Here is a 24,833-nt window from a genome sequence, read left to right on the forward strand (position 1 = left end):
CAGCCCATCACGCGGGGCGCAGCCCATCACGCGGGGCGCAGCCCATCACGCGGGGCCCAGCCCATCACGCGGGGCCCAGCCCATCACGCGGGGCCCAGCCCATCACGCGGGGCCCAGCCCATCACGCGGGGCCCAGCCCACCACGTGGGGCTCAACCCGCAGCCCATCCCGCGGGCCCAGCCCAGCCCATCCGCCGGGCTCAGCCCGCCGTTCGCTGGTTCGGCGGCAGCGCACCTCCGGCCGGCCCAACTCAGAGGAGGGTGAGCTGTTCGGCAGGTGGCCGGGCGGGGATCGGCGACCCACGTCGGTCGTCGACAGCGGAGGACCGGGGCAGGCCGTGCCGCCGGGCGGCGATGCGCACCCGGGCGGTCAGCTCCCGCTGGTACGCCTGCGGCGCGTAGGCCCCCGCCCGGTACAGCTCCCGGTAGTGGGGCACCAGGTGCGGGTGCTCCCGGGCCAGCCAGTGTGCGTACCACTCGCGGGCGCCGGGGCGCAGGTGCAGGGCCAGCGGCGTAACGCTGGCTGCCCCGGCGGCGGCGATGGCCGCGACAGTGGCCTCGATCGACTCTTCGTCGTCGCTCAATCCGGGCAGGATCGGTGCCATCAGCACCCCGACGGCGAACCCGGCATCGGTGAGCGTCCGGACGGCGTCCAGCCGACGGCGGGGGCTGGGCGTGCCGGGCTCCACCGACCGCCACAGCGTCTCGTCGACGAATCCCACCGAGTACGACACGCCGATCCGGGTCACCTCGGCGGCCTGACGCAGCAAGGGTAGGTCCCGCAGGAGCAACGTGCCCTTGGTGAGAATCGAGAACGGGTTGGCGAAGTCCCGGAGCGCCTCGATGATCGGCGGCATGAGCGCGTACCGGCCCTCGGCCCGCTGGTAGCAGTCCACGTTGGTGCCCATCGCGATGTGCGCACCCCGCCACTTCGGGGCGGCCAGCTCCCGCCGGACCAGCTCACCCGCGTTGACCTTGACGATCACCTTGCGGTCGAAGTCCGGGCCGGCGTCCAGGTCCAGGTAGGTGTGGGTGTTGCGGGCGAAGCAGTAGACACAGGCGTGACCACAGCCCCGGTACGGGTTGATGGTCTGTTCGAAGGGCACCCGGGAGGTGCCGGGCACCCGGTTGATGATCGACTTCGCGCGTACCTCGTAGAAGGTCATTCCGGCGAAGCCGGGGGTGTCGAAGGTGCGCACGACCGCGTCGGGCATGGCCAGCGGCAGCGGCGGTGCCGACGGTCGATGTGGTGCCGGCGGGGGGCCGCCCGTGGGCCGGGCGAGGCCTTCCTCGTCCGGTGCGGCGGAGAGGTTGTCCCAGCGCATGGCCACAATTCGAACACGTGTACGACGGTGGCGCAAGTGGGTCCGCTCACCTGCCCGATGACGTTGCGCCGCCCGGGTGCAGGATGGAGGCATGGTCACGTCCACCTTCGTCTACGACGGCGACTGCGCGTTCTGCACCCGGTGCGCGCAGTTCGTCGAGCGACGGATTCCCACCGGTGCCCAGGTGGTGCCCTGGCAGTTCGCCGACCTGGCGGCGCTGCGGTTGACCGCCGACGAGTGCGCGGAGGCGGTGCAGTGGGCCGGTGCGGACGGCTCCCGTGCCGCCGGCCCGGACGCCATCGCCCGGCTGCTGGCCGGCAGTTCCGCACCCTGGCGGCTGGCCGGTGCCGTGCTGCGGCTCCCGCCGGTGCGCGCCGCCGCTTGGCCGCTCTACCGCTGGGTGGCCCGCAACCGGCACCGGATGCCCGGTGGCACCGCCGCCTGCGCGGTCCCCACCGCGCCCCGGGACTGACCCACCCGGCCCACCGGGACGCTGCGGGTCGGGCGTCAGTTCGACAGGCCGGCGCAGGCCACGCCGTCGATGGTGCAGGCGGTCGGCGCGGAGCTTCCCCACGTCCCGCTGACCCGGAACGTCACCCGGACGGACTGGTTGCCCGGCACCTGCCCGTTGCTGTCGTCGGGGGCGAAGGTCCAGGTCGCCCCGGAGCGGGTGGCGCGGGCCCCGGTGACCGAGGTGACGTTGAGGGAGTCCCGCGGCAGGGTGACGACCAGGCTCCAGCCCGTCACCGCGGTCGACGCGGGGTTGTCGATCGTGACGGCGGCGCCGTAGCTGAACACGCCGGCACCGTCCAGGGCGAAGGTGGCGGCGAGCGGGATCACCGAGGGCTGCGGCACCGGTGCCGAGGTGGTCTTGGCCTTGGGCCTGGTGGACGGCGCGGTACTGGACGGGACGATGGACGCGGCCGGTACCGAGGGCGGGGTGTCGGGCCGGGTCGACGGGGTGGAGCTGGGCGAGGTCGTCCGTGGTGTCGGTGTCGGGCTGGACCGGGTCGACGGGTCCGGGTCGGCGGCGGTCACGCTCTGCCCGGCGGCGGTGCCGGCCTGCGACGGGGCGGCGATGCCGGGGCCCGGGGGCGGATCGACGGCCGAGGACCGGCCGGGGCCCCAGAGCGACACGACGACCGAGACCGCGGTCGCGGCGAGCACCCCGACCGCTGCGGTCAGGACGAGCCAGGTGGAGCGGGAACCGTCGCCCCGGCCGCCGGCCAGCCGCCGCAGCGCCGGCCGGGCGACCAGGAGGCGGCGAAGAAGGACGACGGGCGTGGTCCGTCGGGACTGGTGCGGTGGTGCCGGCACGGCTTCCCCCAGGGATCACGTCGAGTACTCCGGACGGTACCAACAGGACCTCCGGTCGCGCACCGGCCTCCGGTGCCGGTGGACCGGGCTGTGCGCGGTGGACCGGGCGGTGCCGGCGGACCGGGCTAGTCGTGGCGTGGCGGCGACGCCGGTTGGACCGCGCGTGCGTCGGCTCCGGCGGACGGGCCGTCGGCGACTCCGGACAGTTGCCGGCCGGCACCACCACCGCCGGCACCACCACCACCGCCGGCACCACCACCGCCGGCACCACTACCACCGACGACGTCACCGCCACCGCCACCGACGCCGCGCGACCATGGTCGCTGACGCAGCCAGTGCAGCGGGCGGACCCGTTCCAACGGCAGGAAGCTCGCCATCGCCACCAGGTGCGGGGCGAACGAGATGGTGATCGTGGCCATGGTCACCGCGTGGAACGAGTAGAAGAAGCCGACCATGGCCAGCCGCCACCGTTCCCGGAGCACGAAGACCACCGGGCTGAGCAGTTCGAACGCGACGATGCCGAACTGGGCGACGATCAACAGGTACGGCACCTGCGCGACCAGGTCGGCCAGTTCGGTTCCGCGCCGGATGATCGCCCGGGCCAGCACCGAGCCGGTCAGCCAGTCCAACCCGCCGAAGCGTAGTTTCGCCCAGGCGGCCAGGAAGTAGGTGCAGACCACGGCGATCTGGGTGACCCGCAGCGCCCAGCCGCCGGCCTCGGTGCGGGTCGGATCGCCGTGCCGGGCGCGACCCACCGTGGGCAGCACGGCCAGTGCGACGAGCAGCCCGAACCGGTCGTGGTCGACCTTGCCGTAGCTCATCGCGACGATCATCCACTCCAGGTAGAGCAGGCAGACCGCCCAGCCGAGCAACCGGGGCAGGCGCCCGGTGGCGGCGAGCAGGGCCAATCCCAGCAGCGCCCAGAAGAGCACGGTCACCAGGGCCGCCGTCGGGGTGGGCAGAGACAACAGCCGGCCGACGAACAGCGGCTGGTACAGGTCCCCCGGCACGCTGACCCGGGCGCGCACCCAGGGAGTGAAGAAGACCAGGTCCGCGGCGACGAAGAGATAGACCAGGGTACGGAAGGCAGCCACCCGGCCCTTCGGCACCGGCTCGGTCAACCAGCGGATCACTGGCTCGCCTGCCAACGGACGACCGTCTCGTCGGTGTGCCGGCCGGTCGGGCGACCCGCCTCGATGCCGTGCCAGCGGATCACGATCCGGACCTCGGCCAGCTCCGGCGCGTCGGGGTGCCGTTGCGCGTACGCGTCGGCCACCTCGCGCAGGCGGGCGGGCTCGGCGACGTACCGGCTCTGCTGGCCCTCGATCTCGGCCCGGCGGATCCCGGTGGCGTCCTGGTCGAGGTCGACCAGGGCGCCGGTGCGGTCGACGCCCTCGACCCGGGTGTCCGGCGCCGGCCGGTCCGGCGGGTTGGACGTGGCGTACATCCGGAACGGGCCGAACGGGAAGTGGTCGTCGCTGCCCCAGATGGTGCCGGCCAACAGGATGCCGAGGCCGAGCGCGGTGGCGCCCAGTCGGATCGCGCGGCCCCGGCTGGTCAGTGTCTCCATCGGCGGAGACCATACGCGTTATGCACCCCGTCGGGTACGTCCGTTCGGTCGGTTCGTCCCACTCGACCAGCAGATGTGGTGCTTCGGGTGGCCACGGGGACGTGCGGCGGAGACGGCTCGGGCCGGACCCCGTCGTGGGGTCCGGCCCGAAGCGCAGCGGTTGGTCCGCTCAGTGCTTGTGCTCGGCGAGCTGCTTGCGTACGTCGTCCATGTCGAGCGCCTCGACCTGCTCGATCAGGTTCTCCAGGGCCGACTCGGGCAGGGCACCCGGCTGGGCGAAGACGATGACACCGTCCCGGATCGCCATGATCGTGGGGATCGAGCGGATGTCGAACTTCGCGCCGAGCTCCTGCTGGGCCTCGGTGTCCACCTTGCCGAAGACGATGTTCGGGTGCTTCTCCGAGGAGCGCTCGTAGACCGGCGCGAAGCGCTTGCACGGTCCACACCACTCGGCCCAGAAGTCGACAAGCACGACGCCGTCCTGGCCGGTCACCTCGTCGAAGTTCGCCGTGGTCAGCTCAACGGTTGCCATTGCACTCTCTCCGATCACCGCGGATTGCCTACGTGCCGTGGAACGACGGACAGGTCGGTAGGAATTCCCGGCCCGGCGGGGGCGAAACCCCGACGGGCTGCCCAACGACCGTAAGGCATCGATGCACATCGGTTAATGAGGCTTTGGCTGTTTGCAAGTGCAGGACGCATTTGCGTGACCGGCCGTGATGGGAGCGTTTCCATCACGACACCGCCCCCGACCTGCCGCGACGGGGCGACTCGCATGCTGACGAGCAACTATCTGGGCAGTGGAGATCGCCCGAGAGGTGGATCTTAGCTACTCAGAGTATTGTTACGAAATGATAAATGTGACCCGGGTCTCTGTTGGTTCGGTGGTCGGGTGGGGCAGAATCTTCCCCATCAGAGCGTGGGCGGCGGGTGCCGGGGAGGGCCCCGCCGCTCATTGCGTCCGCAGTAGGAACGCCGGCCTGACGTGACAATTCCTCGGCCGCTCCGCCTGGTCGGCCGCACCCCGGTCACCCCGACGCCTATGCTGGCCTCGGAGGTCATCATGAGCCACCCCGTCGCCGGAGAGCCGCCCGCCACGGGCAGCCGGGTCGCCCCGCCTCCCGGTGGCTACTCCCGCACCGAGTGGGGTCTGCTCACCACCCTGCCCGGGCAGGTCGTGGTGGCCGCCGCGAGCCCAGGGCCGGGCCGTGCCGGTCGGGGTGTCGCCGCGGGGCTGGCCGGCCTGGATGCGGTTGCCGCCGGCCGGGCCTTCGACAGTGACCTGGTACGGGCCGTGGTCGCCACCATCTACGCCCGGCCCGACGAGTCCCCGGCCCGCGTCGGGCACCCGACCGACCCGGCCGACCCGACCGACCCGACCGACCCGGCCGACCCGACCGACCTGGCCGACCAGGCCAACCCGGCCGACCAGGCCAACCCGGCCGACCAGGCCGACCTGCTGGCCGCCTGCCGGGCGGCGGTACGGGTGCTCGACCGGTGGGCTGATCCCGCCGACTCGGCCGCGTACCGGCAGTGGGTGCAGTCGGTCGCGGCCCGGGTCTGCCGGGTGCCGCCGGCCGGTGCCGGCGGGTCCGGGCCCGGCCCCCTTCCGCACCCTGCCGACCTGCGCCTGCTGGACCGGCTGGGCAGGGCTCTGCGACTGCGCTGAGCCAGGCTGCGTACGCTTCTGTGACCGTGACCGGTGAGCAGCTCGAAGTCGGCGTCGGCCCCTGGCCGGGCGACCCGCCGCAGGACCCCCGCTACGACCCCGAGCTGCTCGCCGAGGGCGACCGGCGCAACGTCGTCGACAGGTACCGGTACTGGCGGCGGGAGGCCGTGGTGGCCGACCTGGACGGGCGCCGGCACGACTTCCACGTGGCCATCGAGAACTGGCAGCACGACTTCAACATCGGCACGGTGGTCCGCAACGCCAACGCGTTCCTCGCCGCCGAGGTGCACATCGTCGGTCGACGTCGGTGGAACCGGCGGGGTGCCATGGTGACCGACCGGTACCAGCACGTCCGGCACCACGACACGATCGAGGGATTCGTCGGTTGGGCGGCCGGTCAGCGGCTGCCCGTGGTCGGTATCGACAACCTGCCCGGCTGTCGGCCACTGGAGAGCAGTGTGCTGCCCCGCCGGTGCGTCCTGCTCTTCGGTCAGGAGGGCCCGGGGCTCTCCGCGGCGGCCCGGGACGGCTGTGACGCGCTCTTCTCCATCGCCCAGTACGGCTCGACCCGCTCGATCAACGCGGGGGTGGCCAGCGGTATCGCGATGCACGCCTGGATCCGCGCGCACGCCGGTCCGCCGCCGGCCTGACGGCTGGTCGGTCGAACGGGATCGAGGCGATTCGCGCGCTTGACTTGACGTCGCGTCCCAACGGGACGACGGTGGAGATGTGAGTGTCGCGGTGAGTTGTCCCAGATGCGGCGGGTCGGTACGGCCGCCTGACCTGATGCACGCCGAGTCGCGTTGCGCCAGGTGCGGGCCAGTCCCCCCGTTGCACGTGCCGGAGCGCATCGGCGCCGAGATCGTGGCCAGCGTCGTCGACCGGCTGCGCGCCGACGTCGATCCGCCGCAGCGCCCCGGCGTGCCGCTCTGGTGCCCGTGGCCGTTGCCGCCCGGCTGGACGATCACCGGTGTCGCGTACGCCGGTGACGACCGGGCCGGGATCCGGGCCACCGCGGTGGCCTGCGCCGGACCCGCCCCGCTGACCGGTGGCCCGGCCGATCTGGTCTTCGTCGCCGAGGAGCCCGGCACCGGCCTGGGCACCGGGTTGGCCGGGGTGTCCGGCCCCGACCCGGGTCCGCAGGTGGTCGAGGCACTGTCGGATCCCGGACCCCGCCATCCCGAGCACCACAGCACCGCGAAGATCAAAGTGGCCGGTCACCCGACTCCACTGTGGGTCGTGGAGTCCGCCACGGACCGAAGCGCGTACGCCGGTGAGGCTCGGGGAATGTGGCTTCATGCGATAGCCTGGCCGGCGAGCGCGGGTCATCTGCTCGCAGAGGACATCGCGCTCTGCGATCTCACCGAGTGGACTCCACCCGAGATCGTGTACGGCGCACCATCTCCCTATCTGCGGGGCGGGGCTTGACAAACCTCCCCCAGTGCCGGAGAAAGGACGCAGATTCACTGTACGACACCTCAATGATACTCTGGGTGCCGCTGCGGTAATGGACCCGGCGCCGCGCGAGAGGATGGCCCGCCATGGTCAAGAAGGTCCTCACCTGGGCCGGAATCGCGTTCCTGGTCTTCTTCGTTGCCTATCGGCCCAACTCGGCGGCAGACGTGTTCAAGTCGCTGGGTGGCGGGATCGTGGACATCGCTGAAGGCTTCGGCGACTTTTTCACCAGCATCGTGGCCTAGCCACCGATGGGTAGCCCCTCGGGTCCACCCTTCGACCCGGACGACCCCGATCGGGAACGCCGCGAGCGGGAGCGCGACACCGAGCCGATCCCTCGCTACCGGGACGACGGCCCGCCACGCGGGTCCGGCGACGGCCCGGTCTTCTCCGACGACATCGGCTACGGAGACGGGCCGCCGCACGCCGGTGAGGCCCGGTCCGGGCAGACCGGGGTCCGCGACCCCGAAGCCGAGTACCAGCGACCGACCATCTCCGAGGAGGAGTTGGCCGGGTTGCGGGTCGACGCCTCCGGCATGCCACTCGGCCCGCGCCGGGTGCTGCCGCTGGAGGATGAGCCCAGCTCGCTGGTGGCGCGTTACCTCTTCCCCACCGAGCGGTACCGGGGCGAGTGGAAGCGGCACTGGATCCACCTCACCACCCCCGTCCTGATCGGGGTGGGCGCCACCTTCATCCTCGGCTACCTCTCCGGGTTCCTCGCCGGGCAGGACGTCAGCGCACTCACCACGGTGGCCGTGCTGCTCTGGTTCGCGGTGATGGGCTGGGTCGCCTGGCGGGTCGCCGACTGGTGGTACGACCGGTTCATCCTGACCAACAAGCGGGTGATGGTGGTCAACGGCATCATCACCCGCAAGGTCGCGATGATGCCGCTGGCCCGGGTCACCGACATGAAGTACGAGCAGAGCCCGACCGGTCGGGCCTTCAACTACGGCACCTTCGTGCTGGAGTCCGCCGGCCAGGACCAGGCGCTCCGCGAGATCAAGAACCTGCCCAACCCGAACGAGCTGTATCTCCGCGTGGTCGAGGAGATGTACGAGCCGCAGGCGGTCGAGGCGCGGCTGGGCAAGGAAGCCGACGAGGCCAAGGCCGACGACGGCGCCTGACGAAACCGGTCCGAACATCCGAGCGGCGGCGGAACCTTCCGCCGTCGCCCGGACCGTCCTGACGTGACAGCCTCAGTGGAACGTGGGGGCGGGGGGAACCGGGTGACGAGCAGGGACCCACTGGAGGACGAGTTCCGCGATTTCGTCGCGGCCCGCTCCGGTGCTCTGCTACGCACCGCGTACCTGCTCGCCGGGGACTGGGCCACCGCCGAGGACCTGCTGCAGACCGCGTTGACCAAGACCTACCTGGCCTGGAAACGCCTCGGTGGGATCGACGCGATCGAGCCGTACGCGCGTCGGGTCCTGGTCAACACCTCCACGAGCTGGTGGCGGCGGCGCTGGCACGGTGAGCGCCCCACCGACGTGCTGCCGGAGGCCGCCGCGGTCGACGAGATGGAGCGCCAACTCGACCGGGACGTGCTCTGGCAGCACCTGCGGGCGCTGCCCACCCGCCAACGTGCCGTGCTGGTGCTGCGCTACTACGAGGACATGTCGGAGTCGCAGACCGCCGCCATGCTCGGCATCTCCGTCGGCACGGTGAAGAGCCAGACCTCCCGGGCGCTGACCACGTTGCGCCGACGCCTGGGCGACCAGGCCGTCCCCGACCCCGCCACCGGGCGCCCGCGCGCGGCGCAGCAGCCCACCGGGCAGCCCGCCGCCGGGCGGTCGCGCGCCGAGCAGCCCAACGGTGAACGCACCCGCCCGGAGCAGCCCGCCGCCGGGCGGTCGCGCGCCGAGCAGCCCGGTGCCGCGCGGGCGGCCCGGGAGCGGTTGCGGGCGGCCACTCAGCCGGCGGTGGCCCGACCGCTGGCCGGGCGACCCGCGACCGTACCGGTGGAGAGCCGATGAGTGGCGTGCCGCAGCGTCCCGCCGTCCCGGCCGGCGAGCGGGAGCCCTCCGTACCGGTGGGCCAGGACGAGCTGGAACGGGCGCTGCGGGAGTCGTTCGCCCGGCAGGCCGACCTGCCCCGCCCGCTGTCCTTCGACCCGGCCGGGGTGGCCATCCGGCGGGCCAACCGGACGTTGCGCCGGCGCACCGTGGCCGGGGTGGCGTTGGCCGCGGTCGCCACGGCGGTGGTCAGCACCGGGGTGGCGCAGCTCGGCGGCACGGCCGGCCCGCCGGACACCCCCGTCGTGGTGCTCGGCGACCCGCCCGGTCCGTCCTCGGCCGCCTCCGCCGGGCCCGTCCGGCCGGCCCCACCGGCGGTCGGCGCGGTACGCGCCGAGACGGACCTGATCGTGGGCACCTCCCTGGGGACCTTCGACGGCGGCCAGATCGAGCTGACCGGTGTCGGCCCGATCGAGCGGGCGCAACGGATGGCCGACGGGGGCTGGTTGGTCGTCGGAGCGCCGACCGCCGCCGGCCGGGCCCTCTGGGCGGTGCAGCCCAGCGGCACCGCCCAGGTGCTGCTCGCCGGGGCCGAGGCGATCGTGGTCGGCGCCGACGGGCGGCGGGTCGCCTGGCGGGACGGCGCGGAGATCTTCACCGCCGGCGTCGTCGGTGGGCAGCTGGTCGCCACCGCCCGGACGGTGGCCGAGGGCGCTGCCACCCCGGTCCGGGTGGTCGGCGACGCCGTGCTGCTCCGCCGGGCCCCGGACCGGCCCGGCCACGCCCTGTGGCGACCGGGCAGCCAGCCGTCGGACGCCGACCGGGCCACCCGGCACATCTACGGGGTACGGCCGGACGGTCGCCTGGTCGGGCAGGTCACCGACGCCTCGACCGGCCGGGGTTGCCTGGCCCTGCTCGATCCCGCACGGGCGCTGGCCGCGCAACGGCTCAGCTGCGTACCCGGGCTCGGTGCCGACGGCCACGGCGCGGTGTCGGCCGACGGGCGTTGGCTGCTCGTCAACGGCGACTCCGACAGCGGTCCGGAGGCCAGGCTGGTGGACCTGGACACCCTCGGGGCGTCGCCCACCGTGCGGGTGGCCGGGCCGGCGCTGACCGGAGCGGTCGCCTGGGCCTCGCCCCAGCTCGCGCTCTACGCCGACGCCACCGGCGCGTTGGTGCGGGTCCGGGTCGACCGGGCGCTGGCCTACCAGCCGGCGACCTCGACCACGCTGGCCGGGACGAGCCCACAGCAACGCCCGGTGGTGGTCACCCCGAGCGTCCCCTGACCTGCCGGGCCCACCGCGCCGGGTAGCGTCGGGCGATGGCCCCACCCACCGCCCGGATCGACCTGCACACCCACTCGACGGCAAGTGACGGCACGCTGAGCCCGGCCGAGCTGGTCCGGTCCGCCGCCGGGGCCGGCCTCGACGTGGTGGCGATCACCGACCACGACACCACGGCCGGCTGGGCACCGGCGGTGGCGGCCCTACCGGCCGGGCTCAGCCTGGTCCGGGGAGCGGAACTCTCCTGCCGTTGGCATGGAGAGGTGCCGGCGGTCCCGCTGCACCTGCTCGCGTACCTCTTCGATCCGGCGGAGCCGGAGCTTTCGGCCGAGCTGGCCCGGGTGCGCGCCGCCCGGCTGACCCGGGCCGAGCGGACCGTGGAGCTGCTGCGGGCCGACGGCGTCGAGGTGAGCTGGGCGGAGGTGCTGGCCGGCGCGGCCGGCGGCACGGTGGGCCGGCCGCACCTCGCGCAGGCGTTGATCCGGGCCGGCCTGGTGGCCACCACCACCGAGGCGTTCGGGGCGCGTTGGCTCGGTGAGCGGTACCGGCTGCCCAAGGAGGACATCGACGTCTTTCGGGCCGTCGCGCTGGTCCGCGCGGCCGGCGGGGTTCCGGTGTTCGCCCACCCCCGGGCCACCCGGCGGGGGCGGACCGTGCCGGACACGCTCATCGCCGAGCTGGCCGCGGCGGGCCTGGCCGGGCTGGAGGCCGACCACGAGGACCACTCGCCGGCCGAGCGCGCGCACGTGCGGGGCCTCGCCGCCGAACTCGGCCTGCTGGTCACCGGCGCGTCCGACTTCCACGGCACCCACAAGACGGTCCGGCTCGGCGCGTTCACCACCGACCCGCAGGCGTACGAGCGGATAGTGGCCGACGGGGTGACGCCGGTCGCTTCCGGCTGACCCGGATCGGTGGCCCCACCGGCGGGACTACGGTGATCGCGTGGACGTCAAGCTCTTCGGTGAGGTCTTCGTGACCCTGCTGGTGATCACCGATCCGCCGGGCATGATGCCGATCTTCCTCGCGCTGACCGGCCCGCTGCCGGCCCGGGAACGCAACCGGGCCGCCTGGCAGGCGGTGGCGCTGGCCCTCGGCGTCATCGTGATCTTCGCGGTGGCCGGGCAGACCCTGCTGGCCTACCTGCACGTCGACCTGCCGGCGTTGCAGGCCGCCGGTGGCCTCCTGTTGGTGCTGGTCGCGCTGGAACTGCTCACCGGCAAGGCCGACGACCCGAGCCAACAGGTCACCTCCAACATCGCCCTGGTGCCGTTGGGCACCCCGTTGCTGGCCGGTCCGGGTGCCATCGTGGCGACCATGCTCTTCGTCCAGCAGGGCGACAACCTGGCCGACTACACGGCGATCGGCGCGGCGATCGTGGCCGTGATGGTGACCGTCTGGATCGTGTTGCGGTTCTCCGGTGGGATCGTGAAGATCCTGCGGCCGGGGGGCATCGAGGTGCTGACCCGGATCGCCGGCCTGCTGCTGGCGGCCATCGCCGTGCAGCTCATCGCGGACGCGGTGGCCGCCTTCGTGACCCAGTACCGCAACCTGGGCTGACCCCGGCGAGCGCGGCGGCGGCAGGACGGTCGTACCCGGATGGCAGGATCGTCGAGGTGCGACCACCATCCCCCTCCTCCGGCTCCGCTGGCTCCTCCGGCTCCACAGGGCGCCCGGCTCCCGCCGGCCGGACCCCCCGCCCCCGGGCGGGGTGGGCCAAGCAGGCCGGGCAGGCCGAGCAGCTCGGTTTCGCGGGCATGCCGGAACGGCTCTTCGTCTGCACCCCCAGCAAACTCGGCGCCTACCTCGACTGTCCCCGGCGCTACCGGTACGCCTACCTCGACCGGCCGGCACCGCAGAAGGGGCCGCCCTGGGCGCACAACTCGCTCGGCGCGAGCGTGCACACCGCGCTGAAGAACTGGTACGCCCTGCCCGCCGACCGGCGTCGCCCCGAGGCACTCGGCCGGCTGCTCAAGGGCACCTGGGTCCGCGAGGGCTACCGCGACGAGGAGCAGGAGCGGGCGGTGTTCACCCGGGCGCTCGGCTGGTTGGAGTCCTACGTCGGCACCCTGGAGGCGGGCGAGGAGCCGCTCGGGGTGGAACGGGTGGTGGCGGTCAAGACGGCGGTGCTCGCCTTCAACGGCCGAGCCGACCGGATCGACTCCCGACCCGGCCCGAACGGGCCGGAACTGGCCATCGTCGACTACAAGACCGGCCGCACCGGGCTGGACGCCGACGACGCCCGGGGCTCGGCGGCCCTCGCCCTCTACGCGTACGCCGCCGAACGGGTCTTCCGCCGGCCCTGCCGCCGGGTGGAGCTGCACCACCTGCCCACCGGTACGGTGGCCGCCCACGACCACACCCCCGAGACGCTGGCCCGGCAGGTCTCGCGGGCGGAGGAGACCGCCCGGGACATCGTCGCCGCCGAACGGGCGGTGGCCGACGGGGCCGACCCCGACGACGCCTTCCCCACCACCGCCGGCCCGCGCTGCGGCTGGTGCGACTTCCGGCGGGTCTGCCCGACCGGATCGCAGGTCGAGGGGCGGGAGCCGTGGGCGGCGGTCGACCGGCTGACCGAGGCTGACCCGACCCGCTCCTGAGGCCCGGCTCAGCCGGCCGCGGCGGTGAGGCGGGCCAGCCGCTCCCGGGCGGCCTGGCGGTGGGAGCTCTCGCGCAGGTGGCGTGGCAACGCGCCGAGCACGACCCGCAGGGCACGCACGCTGAGGTCAGCCGACCAGGCCGTGGTCGGCAGCCCCAACCCGCCGTACATCCGGCGGGCCCAGGCCGGCAGCAGGCTGATCGCGGTGCCGGCGATGCCGAAGTACGCCCACCGGGGCGGCCCGAGGCTGAGCCCGAGCCGGGCCGGCAGGCTGAGCCGCCACGGGATCGGCGGCGCGGTGAGGAACAGGGCCGTCTCGGCCGCCTCCCGGGTCATCCGAAGCTCACCACGAACCTGCCGGTAGTACTCGGCGATCTCGGCCGCGGTGCCGGGGACGGTTGCCGGATCCAGGCCGACCAGGGCCGCCGCCCGACGTTGCTCGGTGTAGTACCCGTCGACCTCGGCGTCGGTCAGGGCCAGCCCGGCCCGGCGGGCCGTGGTCACGAACGACTCGACCTCGGTCACGTGCACCCACCGCAGCAGGTCGGGCTGGTCGACCCGGAACTCCTCGGCGGTGGACAGGTCCCGGCCACGCAGCCGGGCGTGCCGGGCCCGGACCCGTCGCCCGGCCGCCTCCGCCTGCGCGGTGCTGCCCCAGACGACCGTTTCCACGTACTCGGAGGTGCGCACCAGCCGCCCCCACGCGTCGCTGCGGTAGCTGCTGTTCTGCGCCACCCCGGCCATCGCCTGCGGGTGCAGGGCCTGGAGGTAGAGCGAGCGCAGGCCGGCGACGATCAGGATCGGCTCCTCGTGCACCTGCCACGTGACCGAACCCGGACCGAAGAGGCCGAAGTCATCGGAGTCCACCCGACCAAGAGTGCCACGACGCCATGGGGTGAACCTGGTTGAACCGGACCGTCCCCGCCCGCGTGTACGGCAGTGTCAGGGGTCAGCCGGCGACGCGACCACGTACGCTGGGCTGCCTTTACCGCATCCACTGCCGGAGGTGTCGGTGTTCAGGGAGTTTCTCGGCCTACCGTTGCACGCGCTCGTCGTCCACGCCGCCGTGACGGCCATCCCCGCGTTGGCGGTCCTCGCCGTGGTGTACGTGCTGCGCCCCCGCTGGCGGTCCCGCCTGGACTGGGCGGTGGCGCTGCTCGCGGTCGGGGCGCCGATCGTGGCGTTCGTGGCGATCGAGTCCGGTGAGGAGTTGAGCGACGCGCTGGCTGCCAAGGGCTACCCGCAGGACGCTCTCGACCAGATCTACTACCACTCCCAGCAGGGCGACTGGTTGTTCCGCTTCACCGTGGCGTTGGCCCTGGTGACGCTGGCGAAGCTGGTGCTGGACCGGGGCCACGAGCGGGTGCGCACGTTGCCACCGTGGGTAGGTCGGGTGCTGTCGGTGCTGGTGGTGGTGCTGGCGGTGCCGGTGCTGATCTACACCGTCCGGGCCGGGCACACCGGTGCGGAGACGCTCTGGCAGAACACCTTCTGAGCCGCTCCCCGGCGGTCAGGTCAGACCGGCGGCGGTCAGGTCAGACCGGCGGGCACAGTCAGAGCAGCAGGCGGGAGCAGAACAGGCAGAGCAGCACCAGCAGCACCACCCCGGCCACCGCGCCCACCCCGTAGGTGACCCGCTGGGCCCGCTGCTCGGCGTTGTCCAGACCGGCCATGTCCTGCGGCGGCAGTCGGCGCGGTGCGGCCGGCTCCAGGCGTACCGGTGGCCGCCAGCCCGGCGGGGGCGCGACCGTGGGCGGCGGCCCGGCGTACCCGCCGGTGGTCGGGTCGGGCCGCCCCGGTGGGTGCTCCGGTCCGGGCGGCGGTGGGTGTCGCCAGTAGTCGTCCTCGGAGCTGGCACCGCTGGGCGTCGTCACGCCGGACGACGCTACCGGAGGTGGTTATGCTTGCGCGGTGAGCACGGTGGATCCGGGGGTACGCGGCGACGACGACCGGGTGGTCGACCTCAGTGAGGACTTCGTCGTGCTGCCCGAGCAGACGGCCGACGACACCGACCGGGGTTGGGGGGAGCGCTCCGGCGGCAACGACGACCGGCTGCTCGCCGACCGGCCGCCGCACTGGGACTGACCCGCCGCGCGCCCGGTTCCGGTCCGACCACGGTCCGACCGTCGTCCGGACGTCGCCCGGGACGCACCTGCCGACCGACACCTGCCGACCGCCCCGGCCGGCAGGGGAGCGCCGGCCGGGGGATCCGGTCAGGACTTGGTGCCGGAGCCGCTGGCCGCCGAGGCCTTGCCGGAGCCGCCGCCGCTGCCCGAGCCGCCCGAGGACGAGCCACCCGAGGACGAGCCGCCTGAGGACGAGCCTCCCGACGAGCCGCTGCCCGAGCCGCCCGTGGACCCGCTCGACGACGAGCCGGCGGACGAGTCCGACGAGCCGGTCGACGATTCGGACTTGCTCTTGCCGTTGCCGCCGGTCTTGCCCTCCGAGCCGGCGGCGCGGGAGTCCGTACGGTAGAAGCCGGACCCCTTGAACACCACCCCGACGGAGTTGAACACCTTGCGCAGGCGTCCCTCGCACGCCGGGCACTCGGTAAGCGGCTCGTCGGCGAAGGACTGCACCGCCTCGAGTTGGTGTCCGCACGCGGTGCAGGCGTACTGGTACGTGGGCACGATCTCCTCCGGATCTCCGACGGCCGATTGGCACTCGACGCATTCGAGTGCCAATGGTGCGTCATCGGACCCGGGTTCGTCCAGCGGAAGTGTGGGGTGTGACACCCGACGGGTCGGTCAGGGCGTGCCATCCGCCGCCGGGGGTGATCGCCGCCCGTACCGGTCGGTCGTGCGGCTCGGCCGGCAGAGCGTCCAGCAACTCGCCGTCGTGCAGCAGGGCGACGGTCGGCGTGGCCGCCGGCACCCGGGCCAGCGCCCGGTCGTACGAGCCGCCACCCCGGCCCAGTCGACACCCGGCGAGGTCCACCGCCAGGGCGGGCACCACCACCAGGTCCGCCCCGGCGACGGCGGCCACCCCGAGCCGGGGGCCGGTGGGCTCGCGCATCCCCCGCCCGGCCACCGCCAGCGAACCGTCGTACGCCGCCCAGTCCAGGTCCAGGTCGGCCAGGAGCACCGGCAGCAGCAGCACGGAGGTGTCCGGCAGCGCGGCCCGCAGCACCTCCGGTAGGTCCGGCCCGCCCGGTTCGGAGCCCACCGGCACGTACCCGGTCATCAGGCGTGGGCGCAGGCGGCGTACCAGGGCGGTCAGCTCGGCCTGGACGCGACCGGCGGCGGCGGCGCGCTGCGCGGCGGTGAGCGACCGGCGGCGGGCGAGCAGGTCGCCACGCCGGTGTCGCTTCGCCTCAGGCGTTTCTTCTGCTTCATCAGAAAAATCAGGCACGCAACACTCCTGACGCAACGTTGGTCTATCGGTGGCTCTGTGTCAGCATCGCAGCATCGGGCGCGGAACTTCCGGGGGGAAGCGTGACGCTACGCGGGCGATTGACCGCAGCCTTCCTCGCGGTGGTGCTCGGCCCGGTCCTGCTCGGTGCCGTCTTCGTCGCCACGACCCTGCGGGCGGTCGAGCGTAGCCGGTCGGTCGACCGGCTCGGGGTGGCCGCCGCCTCCGTGCGTACCTCGGTGGACGCGCTCTGCCAGCAGCTGCGGGCGGCGGCCGACGTGGTCGCCCTGGCCGCCGCGCCCGAGCGGGCCGGCACCGCCGGCCAGGTGGTCAGCCGGGGCCTGGCCGCCGCCGTCGAGGTCACCGATGCCACCGGCCGGGTCACCTACGCCACCCCGGGCGCACCGCAGGCGCCCTGGCGGGACTGCGCGCAGGACCGACCGGAGCCCGGGCCGACGGCCGCCCTGACCGCCCGGGTCGAGCTGCGCGACCCCGCCGGTGCCGCGCTCGGCAGCGTCGCCGCCGCCTGGAGGGTCGACCCGGAGTTCGTGGCCCGGCTGGCCGCGGTGACCGGCGTCGCGGTCACCCTGCTCGACGGTGCCGGGATCGCGCACACCACCGACGACACCGGGGTACGCGAGGTGACCCGCGCCGTCGGAGACCGGGTCGTGGCGACCTCGGACGGCCGGTACCTGCGCCGGGTGGGGCCGGCGCCGGGGCAGCCGCTGCCCCTGGTGATCTCGGTGTCCGGCGGGCAACCCGCCGGCCTGTACCCGCTGCTGGCCGCCGCCGTGCTGCTGGCGGCGCTGTTGGCGGTGCTGGTGGCCTGGCGGTTGGCCCGGGTGAGCACCCGACCCCTGGTCGAGTTGGCCGCCGCGGTGGACCGGTTCGCCCACGGCGACCTGACCGCGCGGGTGCCGGTGCGGTCCCGGGACGAGATCGGTCGGCTGGCCACCGCGTTCAACCGGATGACCCGGGAGGCCGAGGCCTACGTGCAGGCGTTGACCACCAGCCGGGACCAGTTGCGCAGCCACCTCGCGGTGCTCGGGGACACCCTGGCCAGCACCCACGACCTGCAACGCATCCTGCGGGTCATCCTGCACAGCGCGATCGTGGCCACCGGGGCCCGGGCCGGCGCGGTGCTGCTGCTGGACGGCACCGGCACCCTCGTCGGGCAGTGCACCGAGGGGCTGGACGGGCGCTGGTCCGCCGGCCGGTCCGGTCCGCCGGTGCTGCGCATCCCGATCGGACACGGGGTGATCGGCGCGGTCGCGGCGACCGGTGAGCCACGTCGGGGCCGTACCGACCCGTCGGCGGAGGCGACCGGCGAGCCGTACTGCGAGACGTACCTCGCGGTGCCCTTCGCGGTGCCCGAGCCGGCCGGACCGCCCGCGGAGCCGACCTGGCCCGGTGACTGGCCGGCCCGGCCCGGCTGGTCGACCGGGAACGGTCACCACGGCCCGACCGAGCCGAACGGTCTCGGCGACCCGACCGAGCCGCACGGGCACCCGGTGGCGGCGGGGCCCGGCTCGGGTGGTGCGGCGTTCGGCGTGCTGGCCCTCTACGACCGGCACGGCAGCGACGAGTTCGACGACGACGACCTGGCCACGCTGCGGACCCTCGCCGGGCACGTGGCGGTGGCGGTGGAGAACGTCCGGATGCACGAGGAGGCGCAGCGGCTCTCGCTCACCGATCCGCTCACCGGCCTGTGGAACTACCGCTACCTACGTGAGTCGATCCGGCGGGAGGTGGAACGGGCCAGCCGGTTCGGTCGGATGCTCAGCGTCCTCGCGCTCGACCTGGACCGGTTCAAGGCCGTCAACGACACCTACGGGCACCCGGCCGGGGACGCGGTGCTTGCCGAGTTCGCCCGTCGGCTGCGCGGCGAGATCCGCGAGGTCGACCTGGCCTTCCGCCAGGGTGGGGAGGAGTTCGTGGTGCTGCTGCCGGAGACCGACGCGCGGGGCGCGGCGATCGTCGCCGAGCGGCTCGCCACGGTGGTCCGGGACAGCCCGATCACGGTGGAGACGTACTCCGGGGTGACGGTGCCGGTGTCGGTGACCGTCTCCATCGGCATCGCCGTGTACCCGGACCACGCCACCACCGGGCAGCAGGTGCTCGACTCGGCCGACAACGCTCTCTACGCGGCCAAGGACGCCGGCCGGGACACCTACCGGGTGGCGCAACCACGCTCGCGACCTCCGATGGAGGAGATCGTCGTTCCGGTTCGGGCGCCCGGCGGAGAGGACGGGCCGCCCCGCGCCGCTACGCCCGGCGGCGCGTCTTCCGGGCCACACCCGCCGAGACAGGGCCATGGCCGATAGTCTCGCGACATGTCGGAGCACTCAGTCAACCCCTCATCGGTGACCTCCCCAACCGGCCGTTCCCGCGCGGTCAAGGCCGTCATCCCCGCCGCTGGCCTGGCCACACGCTTCCTGCCCGCCACCAAGGCGGTGCCGAAGGAACTGCTGCCGGTGATCGACCGCCCGGTTCTGCAGTACATCGTCGAGGAGGCCGCGCACGCCGGTATCGGCGACGTGTTGCTGATCACCGGCCGGGGCAAGACATCGATGGTCGACCACTTCGACCGCCGGCCCGACCTGGAGGCCCGCCTGGAGGCCAAGGGCGACACCGAGCGGCTGGCCGCCGTGCAGCGCCCCAGCGAGCTGGCCGAGATCTACACCTGCCGGCAGCCGGAGCAGCTCGGCCTCGGCCACGCCGTCGGGTACGCCGAGTCACACGTCGGCGACCAGGCCTTCGCGGTGCTGCTCGGCGACGAGTTCGTCAAGCTCGACGAGCCGCTGCTGCCGGCCATGCTGGAGCTGCAGGCCCGCACCGGCGGGGTGGTGCTGGCCTTCTTCGAGGTCGACCCGGCCGAGACCAAGCGGTACGGGATCGCCTCGGTGGAGCCGGCCGAGGCCGAGCTGACCGACATCGGTGAGGTCGTCAAGGTCACCGGCATGGTGGAGAAGCCCAGCCCGGACGAGGCCCCGAGCAACCTCGCGGTGCTCGGCCGGTACGTCCTGCCGGGCAGCATCTTCGAGGCGATCCGCCGCACCGAGCCCGGCAGCGGCGGCGAGATCCAGCTCACCGACGCGATGGAGCTGCTGCGCAGCGAGGGTACGCCGGTGCACGCGATCGTCTACCGGGGCACCCGCTACGACACCGGCATGCCGCTGGGCTACCTGCAGACGGTGGTGCAGATCGCCTGCGACCGCGACGACCTCGGCGCCGAGTTCCGCAAGTGGCTTGCCGAGTTCGTCAACTCCGACGCGTCGGGTGGGCCTAGTACATGACCGCTACGGCCGACGCCGAGGCGGCCGCGAACGAGTTGACGCCGCTCGCCGACTACCTGGGCAGTGTGCTGCGCAGGTTACGCGCGCTGCCGCCACTCGACCTCGACCTGACCCAGGCGTACGGCAACGTCCTCGCCGAGGACGTGGTCGCACCGCACTCCTTCCCCGCCTTCGACCAGGCGGCGGTGGACGGGTACGCGGCGCGCTGGGACGATCTGGCCGGTGCCGGCCGGGGCGGCGGGTACAGCCCCGGCAGCGCCCGGGGGCCGGGCCGGACGGTACGGCTCAATGTGGTCGGTGACCTGGGTGCGGCGAGCTGGCGACCGGTCCGGCTGACCCCGGGCGCCTGTTTCTCGGTGGCGGCCGGCGCGCCGCTGCCGATCGCCGCCGACGTGGTGGTGCCGGTGGAGTGGACCGACCAGGGCATGGCCGCCGTGGAGATCTTCCGGGTGCCCAAGCGCGGGTACGGGGTACGCCGGGCCGGGGAGGAGCTGCCCGCCGGCACGCTGCTCGCCCGGGCCGGCAGCTACGTGTCGCCGGCCCTGGTGGCGGTGCTCGCCGCGACCGGGATCGGGCACGTGGTGGTCCGGCCCAGCCCCCGGGTGGTCGTGGTGGCCACCGGTGACGAGCTGGTCGACGTGGGCCGGGGCAGCCAGCCCGGCCAGGTGGTGGACGCCAACTCGCACGCGTTGACCGCCGCCGCGGCGGAGGCCGGTGCGCTGGCGTACCGGGTGGGAATCTGCGACGACGACCCGGAGGGGCTGCGCGGCCTGCTGGAGGACCAGACCCTGCGGGCCGACCTGATCATCACCACCGGCGGCACCGGCACCGGGCCGGGGGACATGGTGCGCCGGATCCTGTCCCGTCGGGAGGGTGGCCGGGCCGGGCCGGTCACCTTCACCGACGTGGCGCTCTATCCCGGCACGGCGCTCGGCTTCGGCACCGTCGGCGCCGAGGAGGTGCCGGTGGTCTGCCTGCCCGGCGAGCCCGGTGCGGCGCTGATCGGCTTCGAGGTGCTCGCCCGCCCGGCGATCAACCTGCTCTCCGGCACCGAGCCGGTGTTCCGCCCCAGCGTGCGGGCCCATCTACTGGAGACGGTCTCCTCGCCGGGCCGGCTGCGCGAGTTCCGCCCGGCCCATGTCGCCGAGCGCCGCGGCGGTGGGTACACTGTGCAACCACTCAGCGGCGGGCCGTACACCCTCTCCGGGTTGGCCGAGGCCAACGGGCTGCTGGTGCTCGGGGAGCGGGTCACCACGGCGGCGGCCGGCTCCACCGTGGACGTCCTCCTCCTGGACCGCCGCCGATAGGGTGTTCGTCGCGAGGGGAGACTGCTGTGTTCAGGCGGGCGCCGGGCTGGCCGGCGGTGCTGACCGACGGGGCCGTGCTGCTGCGGCCGTACCGGCGCGCTGACGCCCTGGCCTGGTCACAGGTCCGTCGGGCGAACCAGGCGTGGCTGGCCCCCTGGGAGTCGGCCATGCCGGGCACCTGGGACGAGCTGAACTCCCCGGACGCGTTCCGCTGGGTGCACCGCGACCAGCGCCGTTCGGCGCGTACCGGTGAGGGGTTGCCCTTCGCGGTCTGCCTGCGCGAGCAGGGCCAGGAACGACTCGTCGGTCACCTGAACGTCGGCAGCATCGTGCGCCGGGCGTTCTGCTCCGGGTACGTCGGCTACTGGGTGGACTCCCGGGTGGCCGGTCGCGGGGTGATCCCGACCGCCCTGGCACTCGCGGTCGACCACGCCTTCGGCGCGGCCGGACTGCACCGGGTCGAGGTGAACATCCGCCCGGAGAACAAGCCGTCCCGCCGGGTGGTGGAGAAACTGGGCTTCCGCGAGGAGTCGTACCACGTGCGGTACATGCACATCGACGGTGCCTGGCGTGACCACATCGGATACGCCATGACCAGCGAGGAAGTCGCTCTCGAAGGCGGCCTGCTGGCCCGTTGGCACCGGCTGCAGGCTGCCGACCAGTGACCCCCTCGGTCCCGTCGTTGGGTCTGTCCCGATCGGCGCGGCGCGCAATCTTCCTGGTCGGCGGCCCGTAACCTCAGGTAACTGCAAGCTGCGGCAGATGCTGTCCGGCCGCAGGATCTGCACCGCAGGGGGTTGGTTTCGGTGGAAGATCCGGCGGCGGGCCGGCGGTTGCTTCTTTTCTGGTGACGGGAGGGGTGAGGGTGCCGACCTCGGTGCTCCTCGCCGTCCTCGCCGCCGCCGGCCTGCTCGCCCTCGCCCCGGCGCTGGTCCGCCGGTACGACGCCACCGAGCGGCTGGTGGCGGAGCGGGCGCAGTCGACGGCGCGGGTGCTCCAGCGCCGCCGGCGACGTCGCACTGTCCCGGGCCGGCAACCGGTCAACACCACTCGCGCCCTTGTCGTCACACTCAGTGAAGACCCGGTAACGGGTGCCCTGACCGTCCCGGGCACCCGGCCCGACGGTGCCTCCCCGGTCCCGGACTCCGACCGGGGTGCGGTGGACCATGCCTCCGCCGGGACGCCCGGCTCCGACGCCAGCAGTGCCGGGGCCGGTGACCTGGCTTCCGGCGGGGCCGGGGCCGGCGGCGCGGCTTCCGATGGTGCTTCCGCCGGTCGGCGGCGGCCCGGCGGCGGTGCCACCGGGCGGCGCGGGGCGTCCCGGCGGGCCAAGCGGCTGCGGGTGGTGCCGCCGGCCGCCAAGCGGACCCGTCGCCGACCGCCGCGCCGGCACACCCCGGCCGTATACCGCCGCCGCCGGGTGCTGGCCGCCCTGCTGCTGCTCAACTTCGTCGAGCTGATCGGGGTGGTCGTGGTCGGCCCCGGCTTCTGGATCAGCTTCTCGGTCACCGGCACCCTGCTGCTGGCGTACATGGTGCACCTGCGCAGTCGGGCCCTGGCCGAGCGCCGCCGGCGGCGGCTCCAGGCCCGGGAGGCCGCCTGGTTGGCCGCCCGGCAGGCCGAGGTGCGCCGCGAGCAGGCCCGCCGGGCAGCCGCCCGCCGGGAGGCCCAGCGCCGCCTCGCCGCCCAACGCGAAGGGGTACGCCGGGCCGCGATGGGCCTCGACCGCCCAGCCGACCTGCCGGCAGTGGCCAACGGGGGCGGCTCCGTCTCCTACCGCCGTTCCGGCGGCCTGCGCGGCCGCCCGTACCAGTCCGGCCGCAACCCCCACTGAGGTGTAAGGAAGGGCCCCCTGTTAACGCTTCAGGTCTAGCGGGGCACCCTTCTCACCGCCGGCTGGGCGGGACGTGGCCCTCCCGTCGGGGTCAGCACCGCTGGGCTGGCGGCGAGCGCCCCCTGCCACGGGTGGGCGTCGCGTGGCCTCCGGCCACCGGGGGACGCTGGCGTCGCGTGGCCTCCGGCCACGGGGTGGGCGTCGCGTGGCCTCCGGCCACCGGGGGACGCGGGCGTCGAGCGCCCCGGTGGCTGGTGGGCTTCGGGGGCGTGGGCTGCCGGGATCGTGGCGTACCGGGGGGTGATTCGCTCTTCGGGGGCCGGCCTGTTAGCCTTGTTGCCGGCCCGCCCGGTGTAAGCCGGGCGGTGCTGATGCCGGTCAGCCGGCGGAGGGGCTGTGGCGCAGACTGGTAGCGCACCTCGTTCGCATCGAGGGGGTCAGGGGTTCAAATCCCCTCAGCTCCACCCAGTTCAAGGCCGTTTCCGATAGTCGGAGACGGCCTTTTTCGATCTTCTGTAGCGGTCAAGTGGCAGCAGTCAACAGAGCTCGACCGGGTCACCGGAGCGGATGACGCCGAATTCCAGCGGGCGCGCGTACACCCCGGCGCACGGCAGGGAGCCGACGGCCGGCAGGCGGTTGTGCCGGCTCAGCACCTGCAGCAGCGCGACATCCGGTTCGCCGTCACCATGCCGCAGCGCCGGAATGACGCACCGGGGGGTCGCGATGACGACCTCGGCGACCACGTCGGTGCCGATTCGCAGTCGACGCCCTGGCCAGAGGTTCTCGACGAAACCGGCGCCGGGGTCGGGCACCTCGACGACGATGTTGGGCCGGAAACGTTGGCTGTGCACCGGCCGACCCAGGTGGTCCGTGAGGGCGGCCAGCGTCGCGGTCGTTATCAGGTGCAGGGGCGCGAAGTCGAAGAACGTGCCCGGTGGAGAGCCGGTAGCCAGTTCGGAGCTGACGGTCTCCGCGCTTCGCAGATCGTCATCCGTGCGTACCTGGTCCGGGTCCATCCGCTCGATGCTCGTGTGCGGCGCGGCCCGGTCGAGCAGGCGAACATCCCGGCCCAGCAGCATGGACAGCGCCGGATCGCGGTAGCCGGTCACCGTCACGGTCTCGGTCGTACCGTCGGCCAAGGTCAGCCGGACCGCCGGGGCGCCGGTGGAGTCGGGGGGTGTCAGCGTGGACCGTACCGTCAGCATCTCGCGCCACAGGCGCGGGTTCTTTGCGCTTGCCACCTTGCCGGTGAGGCAGTCGAGCACGGCGAAGGTCCGATCGCCGGCGATGCCGGCCTCGTCCACGTACGCCTGGTCCAGATCCTCGCCCAGCATCGACTTGACCGGGTAGCGCGACAGCTGCCCGACCCTGCCCACCTGGCGGTCACGGCTCATGCCGGTGACACCTCGCGGACCTGCGCCGGCCCGTCCGGCAGATACACGTAACGCTCGAACATCTCCAGATCCTCCAGAGGTTCGTCTGGGGCTTGGCCCGGGGGCGTACGTCGACGGGGGCGACGTACCGGAAGCGGATCGGATCAGCGATCCGGGTCGAGCAGGGGGAACAGGCGGGCGACCGCCGCGACCGGCGCGGACCCCTGCGGACGGGTCTCGGGCCGGGTCTCGCGGTGGCGGTAGTCGGCCAGGAGATCGCGGATCTTCGCGCCGAGAGCGGTGAGCTCCCTCGGCGTGAGGTAGATGACCTCGCTGAATGCCTGGTCGTGGCGCCAGCGCGGCGGTGCCTGCTCGCGCAGGGCCAGCCAACCACTGTTTGTGGGTAGCCTCGGCCCGCTCTACCCGTCTGAGGTCCGGGCACAGCGGTCGGCGACATTTTTCTGCGCCTCCGAACCGCTTTTTTCAAAGGGCTCCCGGTGGTAGCT

At 73.6% G+C, this 24,833-nt stretch carries 28 protein-coding genes and 1 tRNA gene; 19 read left to right on the top strand and 10 right to left on the bottom strand.

Annotation, left to right across the window (positions count from 1 at the left end; genetic code table 11):
• Positions 1 to 250 precede the first annotated feature (250 nt).
• Positions 251 to 1,324 (bottom strand): Rv2578c family radical SAM protein, encoded by a 1,074-nt coding sequence (locus tag GA0070617_RS05245; RefSeq protein WP_091445914.1) that lies wholly within the window; start codon positions 1,322 to 1,324, stop codon positions 251 to 253.
• A 91-nt stretch (positions 1,325 to 1,415) separates the two neighbouring features.
• Here GA0070617_RS05245 and GA0070617_RS05250 point away from each other — a divergent pair, with 91 nt between their 5' ends.
• Positions 1,416 to 1,796 (top strand): thiol-disulfide oxidoreductase DCC family protein, encoded by a 381-nt coding sequence (locus tag GA0070617_RS05250; protein WP_091434485.1) that lies wholly within the window; start codon positions 1,416 to 1,418, stop codon positions 1,794 to 1,796.
• 35 nt (positions 1,797 to 1,831) lie between these two features.
• Here the strand turns inward: GA0070617_RS05250 and GA0070617_RS05255 are convergent, their stop codons facing one another.
• The 4 genes from GA0070617_RS05255 to trxA form a co-directional block, all read right to left on the bottom strand.
• Complete coding sequence (locus GA0070617_RS05255; protein ID WP_091434487.1) at positions 1,832 to 2,641, bottom strand: cellulose binding domain-containing protein; 810 nt, start codon at positions 2,639 to 2,641, stop codon at positions 1,832 to 1,834.
• 125 nt (positions 2,642 to 2,766) lie between these two features.
• On the bottom strand, positions 2,767 to 3,789 hold the full coding sequence (locus GA0070617_RS05260; RefSeq protein WP_229688143.1) for an MFS transporter permease: 1,023 nt from the start codon (positions 3,787 to 3,789) through the stop codon (positions 2,767 to 2,769).
• Entirely contained in the window at positions 3,771 to 4,211 is a 441-nt protein-coding gene (locus tag GA0070617_RS05265; RefSeq protein ID WP_091434490.1) for a hypothetical protein, read from the bottom strand. Before GA0070617_RS05265 ends, GA0070617_RS05260 begins: the two co-directional genes overlap by 19 nt.
• Before the next feature lie 169 nt (positions 4,212 to 4,380).
• Positions 4,381 to 4,743 carry a thioredoxin gene (trxA, locus tag GA0070617_RS05270; RefSeq protein ID WP_091434492.1) on the bottom strand — a complete coding sequence of 121 codons (363 nt, stop codon included), beginning with the start codon at positions 4,741 to 4,743 and terminating at the stop codon, positions 4,381 to 4,383.
• 531 nt (positions 4,744 to 5,274) lie between these two features.
• On the opposite strand from trxA, the gene GA0070617_RS05275 reads away from it, so the two are divergent.
• The 10 genes from GA0070617_RS05275 (at position 5,275) to GA0070617_RS05315 (ending at position 13,167) form a co-directional block, all read left to right on the top strand.
• Complete coding sequence (locus GA0070617_RS05275) at positions 5,275 to 5,880, top strand: hypothetical protein (RefSeq protein ID WP_091445918.1); 606 nt, start codon at positions 5,275 to 5,277, stop codon at positions 5,878 to 5,880.
• A 26-nt stretch (positions 5,881 to 5,906) separates the two neighbouring features.
• Entirely contained in the window at positions 5,907 to 6,530 is a 624-nt protein-coding gene (locus GA0070617_RS05280) for a TrmH family RNA methyltransferase (RefSeq protein WP_091445916.1), read from the top strand.
• Positions 6,531 to 6,621: 91 nt separating this feature from the next.
• On the top strand, positions 6,622 to 7,308 hold the full coding sequence (locus tag GA0070617_RS05285; protein ID WP_342341782.1) for a DUF6758 family protein: 687 nt from the start codon (positions 6,622 to 6,624) through the stop codon (positions 7,306 to 7,308).
• 113 nt (positions 7,309 to 7,421) lie between these two features.
• Positions 7,422 to 7,580 carry a hypothetical protein gene (locus GA0070617_RS30395; RefSeq protein ID WP_169807035.1) on the top strand — a complete coding sequence of 53 codons (159 nt, stop codon included), beginning with the start codon at positions 7,422 to 7,424 and terminating at the stop codon, positions 7,578 to 7,580.
• Between the two features lie 6 nt (positions 7,581 to 7,586).
• Positions 7,587 to 8,459, top strand: coding sequence for a PH domain-containing protein (locus tag GA0070617_RS05290; RefSeq protein ID WP_091434497.1), 873 nt, complete (start codon positions 7,587 to 7,589; stop codon positions 8,457 to 8,459).
• 102 nt (positions 8,460 to 8,561) lie between these two features.
• On the top strand, positions 8,562 to 9,308 hold the full coding sequence (locus tag GA0070617_RS05295; protein WP_091434499.1) for a SigE family RNA polymerase sigma factor: 747 nt from the start codon (positions 8,562 to 8,564) through the stop codon (positions 9,306 to 9,308).
• Positions 9,305 to 10,573: a hypothetical protein gene (locus GA0070617_RS05300; protein ID WP_091434501.1), complete on the top strand. Its 1,269-nt coding sequence runs from the start codon at positions 9,305 to 9,307 to the stop codon at positions 10,571 to 10,573. Before GA0070617_RS05295 ends, GA0070617_RS05300 begins: the two co-directional genes overlap by 4 nt.
• A 35-nt stretch (positions 10,574 to 10,608) precedes the next feature.
• A complete protein-coding gene (locus GA0070617_RS05305; RefSeq protein ID WP_091434503.1) occupies positions 10,609 to 11,472 on the top strand; it encodes a PHP domain-containing protein in 864 nt (287 codons plus the stop codon).
• A 40-nt stretch (positions 11,473 to 11,512) separates the two neighbouring features.
• A complete protein-coding gene (locus tag GA0070617_RS05310; protein WP_091434505.1) occupies positions 11,513 to 12,127 on the top strand; it encodes a MarC family protein in 615 nt (204 codons plus the stop codon).
• Positions 12,128 to 12,324: 197 nt separating this feature from the next.
• Positions 12,325 to 13,167 carry a RecB family exonuclease gene (locus GA0070617_RS05315; protein ID WP_091434506.1) on the top strand — a complete coding sequence of 281 codons (843 nt, stop codon included), beginning with the start codon at positions 12,325 to 12,327 and terminating at the stop codon, positions 13,165 to 13,167.
• Positions 13,168 to 13,175: 8 nt separating this feature from the next.
• On the opposite strand, the gene GA0070617_RS05320 is transcribed toward GA0070617_RS05315, so the two are convergent.
• On the bottom strand, positions 13,176 to 14,033 hold the full coding sequence (locus GA0070617_RS05320; RefSeq protein WP_091434508.1) for an oxygenase MpaB family protein: 858 nt from the start codon (positions 14,031 to 14,033) through the stop codon (positions 13,176 to 13,178).
• A gap of 145 nt (positions 14,034 to 14,178) precedes the next feature.
• Between GA0070617_RS05320 and GA0070617_RS05325 the strand changes: the two genes are divergently transcribed.
• Positions 14,179 to 14,661, top strand: a complete 483-nt coding sequence (locus GA0070617_RS05325; protein WP_091445920.1) for a DUF2231 domain-containing protein — start codon at positions 14,179 to 14,181, stop codon at positions 14,659 to 14,661.
• 58 nt (positions 14,662 to 14,719) lie between these two features.
• Here GA0070617_RS05325 and GA0070617_RS05330 read toward each other — a convergent pair whose 3' ends face one another.
• A complete protein-coding gene (locus GA0070617_RS05330; RefSeq protein WP_091434510.1) occupies positions 14,720 to 15,040 on the bottom strand; it encodes a hypothetical protein in 321 nt (106 codons plus the stop codon).
• Between the two features lie 37 nt (positions 15,041 to 15,077).
• Here GA0070617_RS05330 and GA0070617_RS30400 point away from each other — a divergent pair, with 37 nt between their 5' ends.
• Positions 15,078 to 15,251 carry a hypothetical protein gene (locus tag GA0070617_RS30400; RefSeq protein WP_175440444.1) on the top strand — a complete coding sequence of 58 codons (174 nt, stop codon included), beginning with the start codon at positions 15,078 to 15,080 and terminating at the stop codon, positions 15,249 to 15,251.
• A gap of 128 nt (positions 15,252 to 15,379) precedes the next feature.
• Here the strand turns inward: GA0070617_RS30400 and GA0070617_RS05335 are convergent, their stop codons facing one another.
• Positions 15,380 to 15,796, bottom strand: coding sequence for an FmdB family zinc ribbon protein (locus GA0070617_RS05335; RefSeq protein ID WP_091434512.1), 417 nt, complete (start codon positions 15,794 to 15,796; stop codon positions 15,380 to 15,382).
• Between the two features lie 61 nt (positions 15,797 to 15,857).
• Positions 15,858 to 16,517, bottom strand: coding sequence for a 5-formyltetrahydrofolate cyclo-ligase (locus GA0070617_RS05340; RefSeq protein WP_091434514.1), 660 nt, complete (start codon positions 16,515 to 16,517; stop codon positions 15,858 to 15,860).
• An 83-nt stretch (positions 16,518 to 16,600) separates the two neighbouring features.
• Between GA0070617_RS05340 and GA0070617_RS05345 the strand changes: the two genes are divergently transcribed.
• From GA0070617_RS05345 to GA0070617_RS05375, 6 genes are all read left to right on the top strand, one after another.
• The gene (locus GA0070617_RS05345) at positions 16,601 to 18,841 is read left to right on the top strand and encodes a diguanylate cyclase (protein ID WP_175440445.1); all 2,241 of its coding nucleotides are present in this window, start codon (positions 16,601 to 16,603) and stop codon (positions 18,839 to 18,841) included.
• A 9-nt stretch (positions 18,842 to 18,850) separates the two neighbouring features.
• Positions 18,851 to 19,813: a UTP--glucose-1-phosphate uridylyltransferase gene (locus GA0070617_RS05350; RefSeq protein ID WP_091434518.1), complete on the top strand. Its 963-nt coding sequence runs from the start codon at positions 18,851 to 18,853 to the stop codon at positions 19,811 to 19,813.
• The gene (locus GA0070617_RS05355; RefSeq protein ID WP_091434520.1) at positions 19,810 to 21,120 is read left to right on the top strand and encodes a molybdopterin molybdotransferase MoeA; all 1,311 of its coding nucleotides are present in this window, start codon (positions 19,810 to 19,812) and stop codon (positions 21,118 to 21,120) included. The genes GA0070617_RS05350 and GA0070617_RS05355 overlap by 4 nt, the downstream gene beginning before the upstream one ends.
• A 56-nt stretch (positions 21,121 to 21,176) precedes the next feature.
• Complete coding sequence (locus tag GA0070617_RS05360; protein WP_091445923.1) at positions 21,177 to 21,785, top strand: GNAT family N-acetyltransferase; 609 nt, start codon at positions 21,177 to 21,179, stop codon at positions 21,783 to 21,785.
• A 194-nt stretch (positions 21,786 to 21,979) separates the two neighbouring features.
• On the top strand, positions 21,980 to 22,954 hold the full coding sequence (locus tag GA0070617_RS31325) for a hypothetical protein (RefSeq protein WP_229688142.1): 975 nt from the start codon (positions 21,980 to 21,982) through the stop codon (positions 22,952 to 22,954).
• Positions 22,955 to 23,344: 390 nt separating this feature from the next.
• Positions 23,345 to 23,418, top strand: a tRNA-Ala gene (locus GA0070617_RS05375).
• A gap of 72 nt (positions 23,419 to 23,490) precedes the next feature.
• Here the strand turns inward: GA0070617_RS05375 and GA0070617_RS05380 are convergent.
• The gene (locus GA0070617_RS05380; RefSeq protein ID WP_217628772.1) at positions 23,491 to 24,348 is read right to left on the bottom strand and encodes an MOSC domain-containing protein; all 858 of its coding nucleotides are present in this window, start codon (positions 24,346 to 24,348) and stop codon (positions 23,491 to 23,493) included.
• Between the last annotated feature and the right edge of the window lie 485 nt (positions 24,349 to 24,833).

The organism is Micromonospora yangpuensis, from assembly GCF_900091615.1.
Lineage (GTDB): Bacteria > Actinomycetota > Actinomycetes > Mycobacteriales > Micromonosporaceae > Micromonospora > Micromonospora yangpuensis.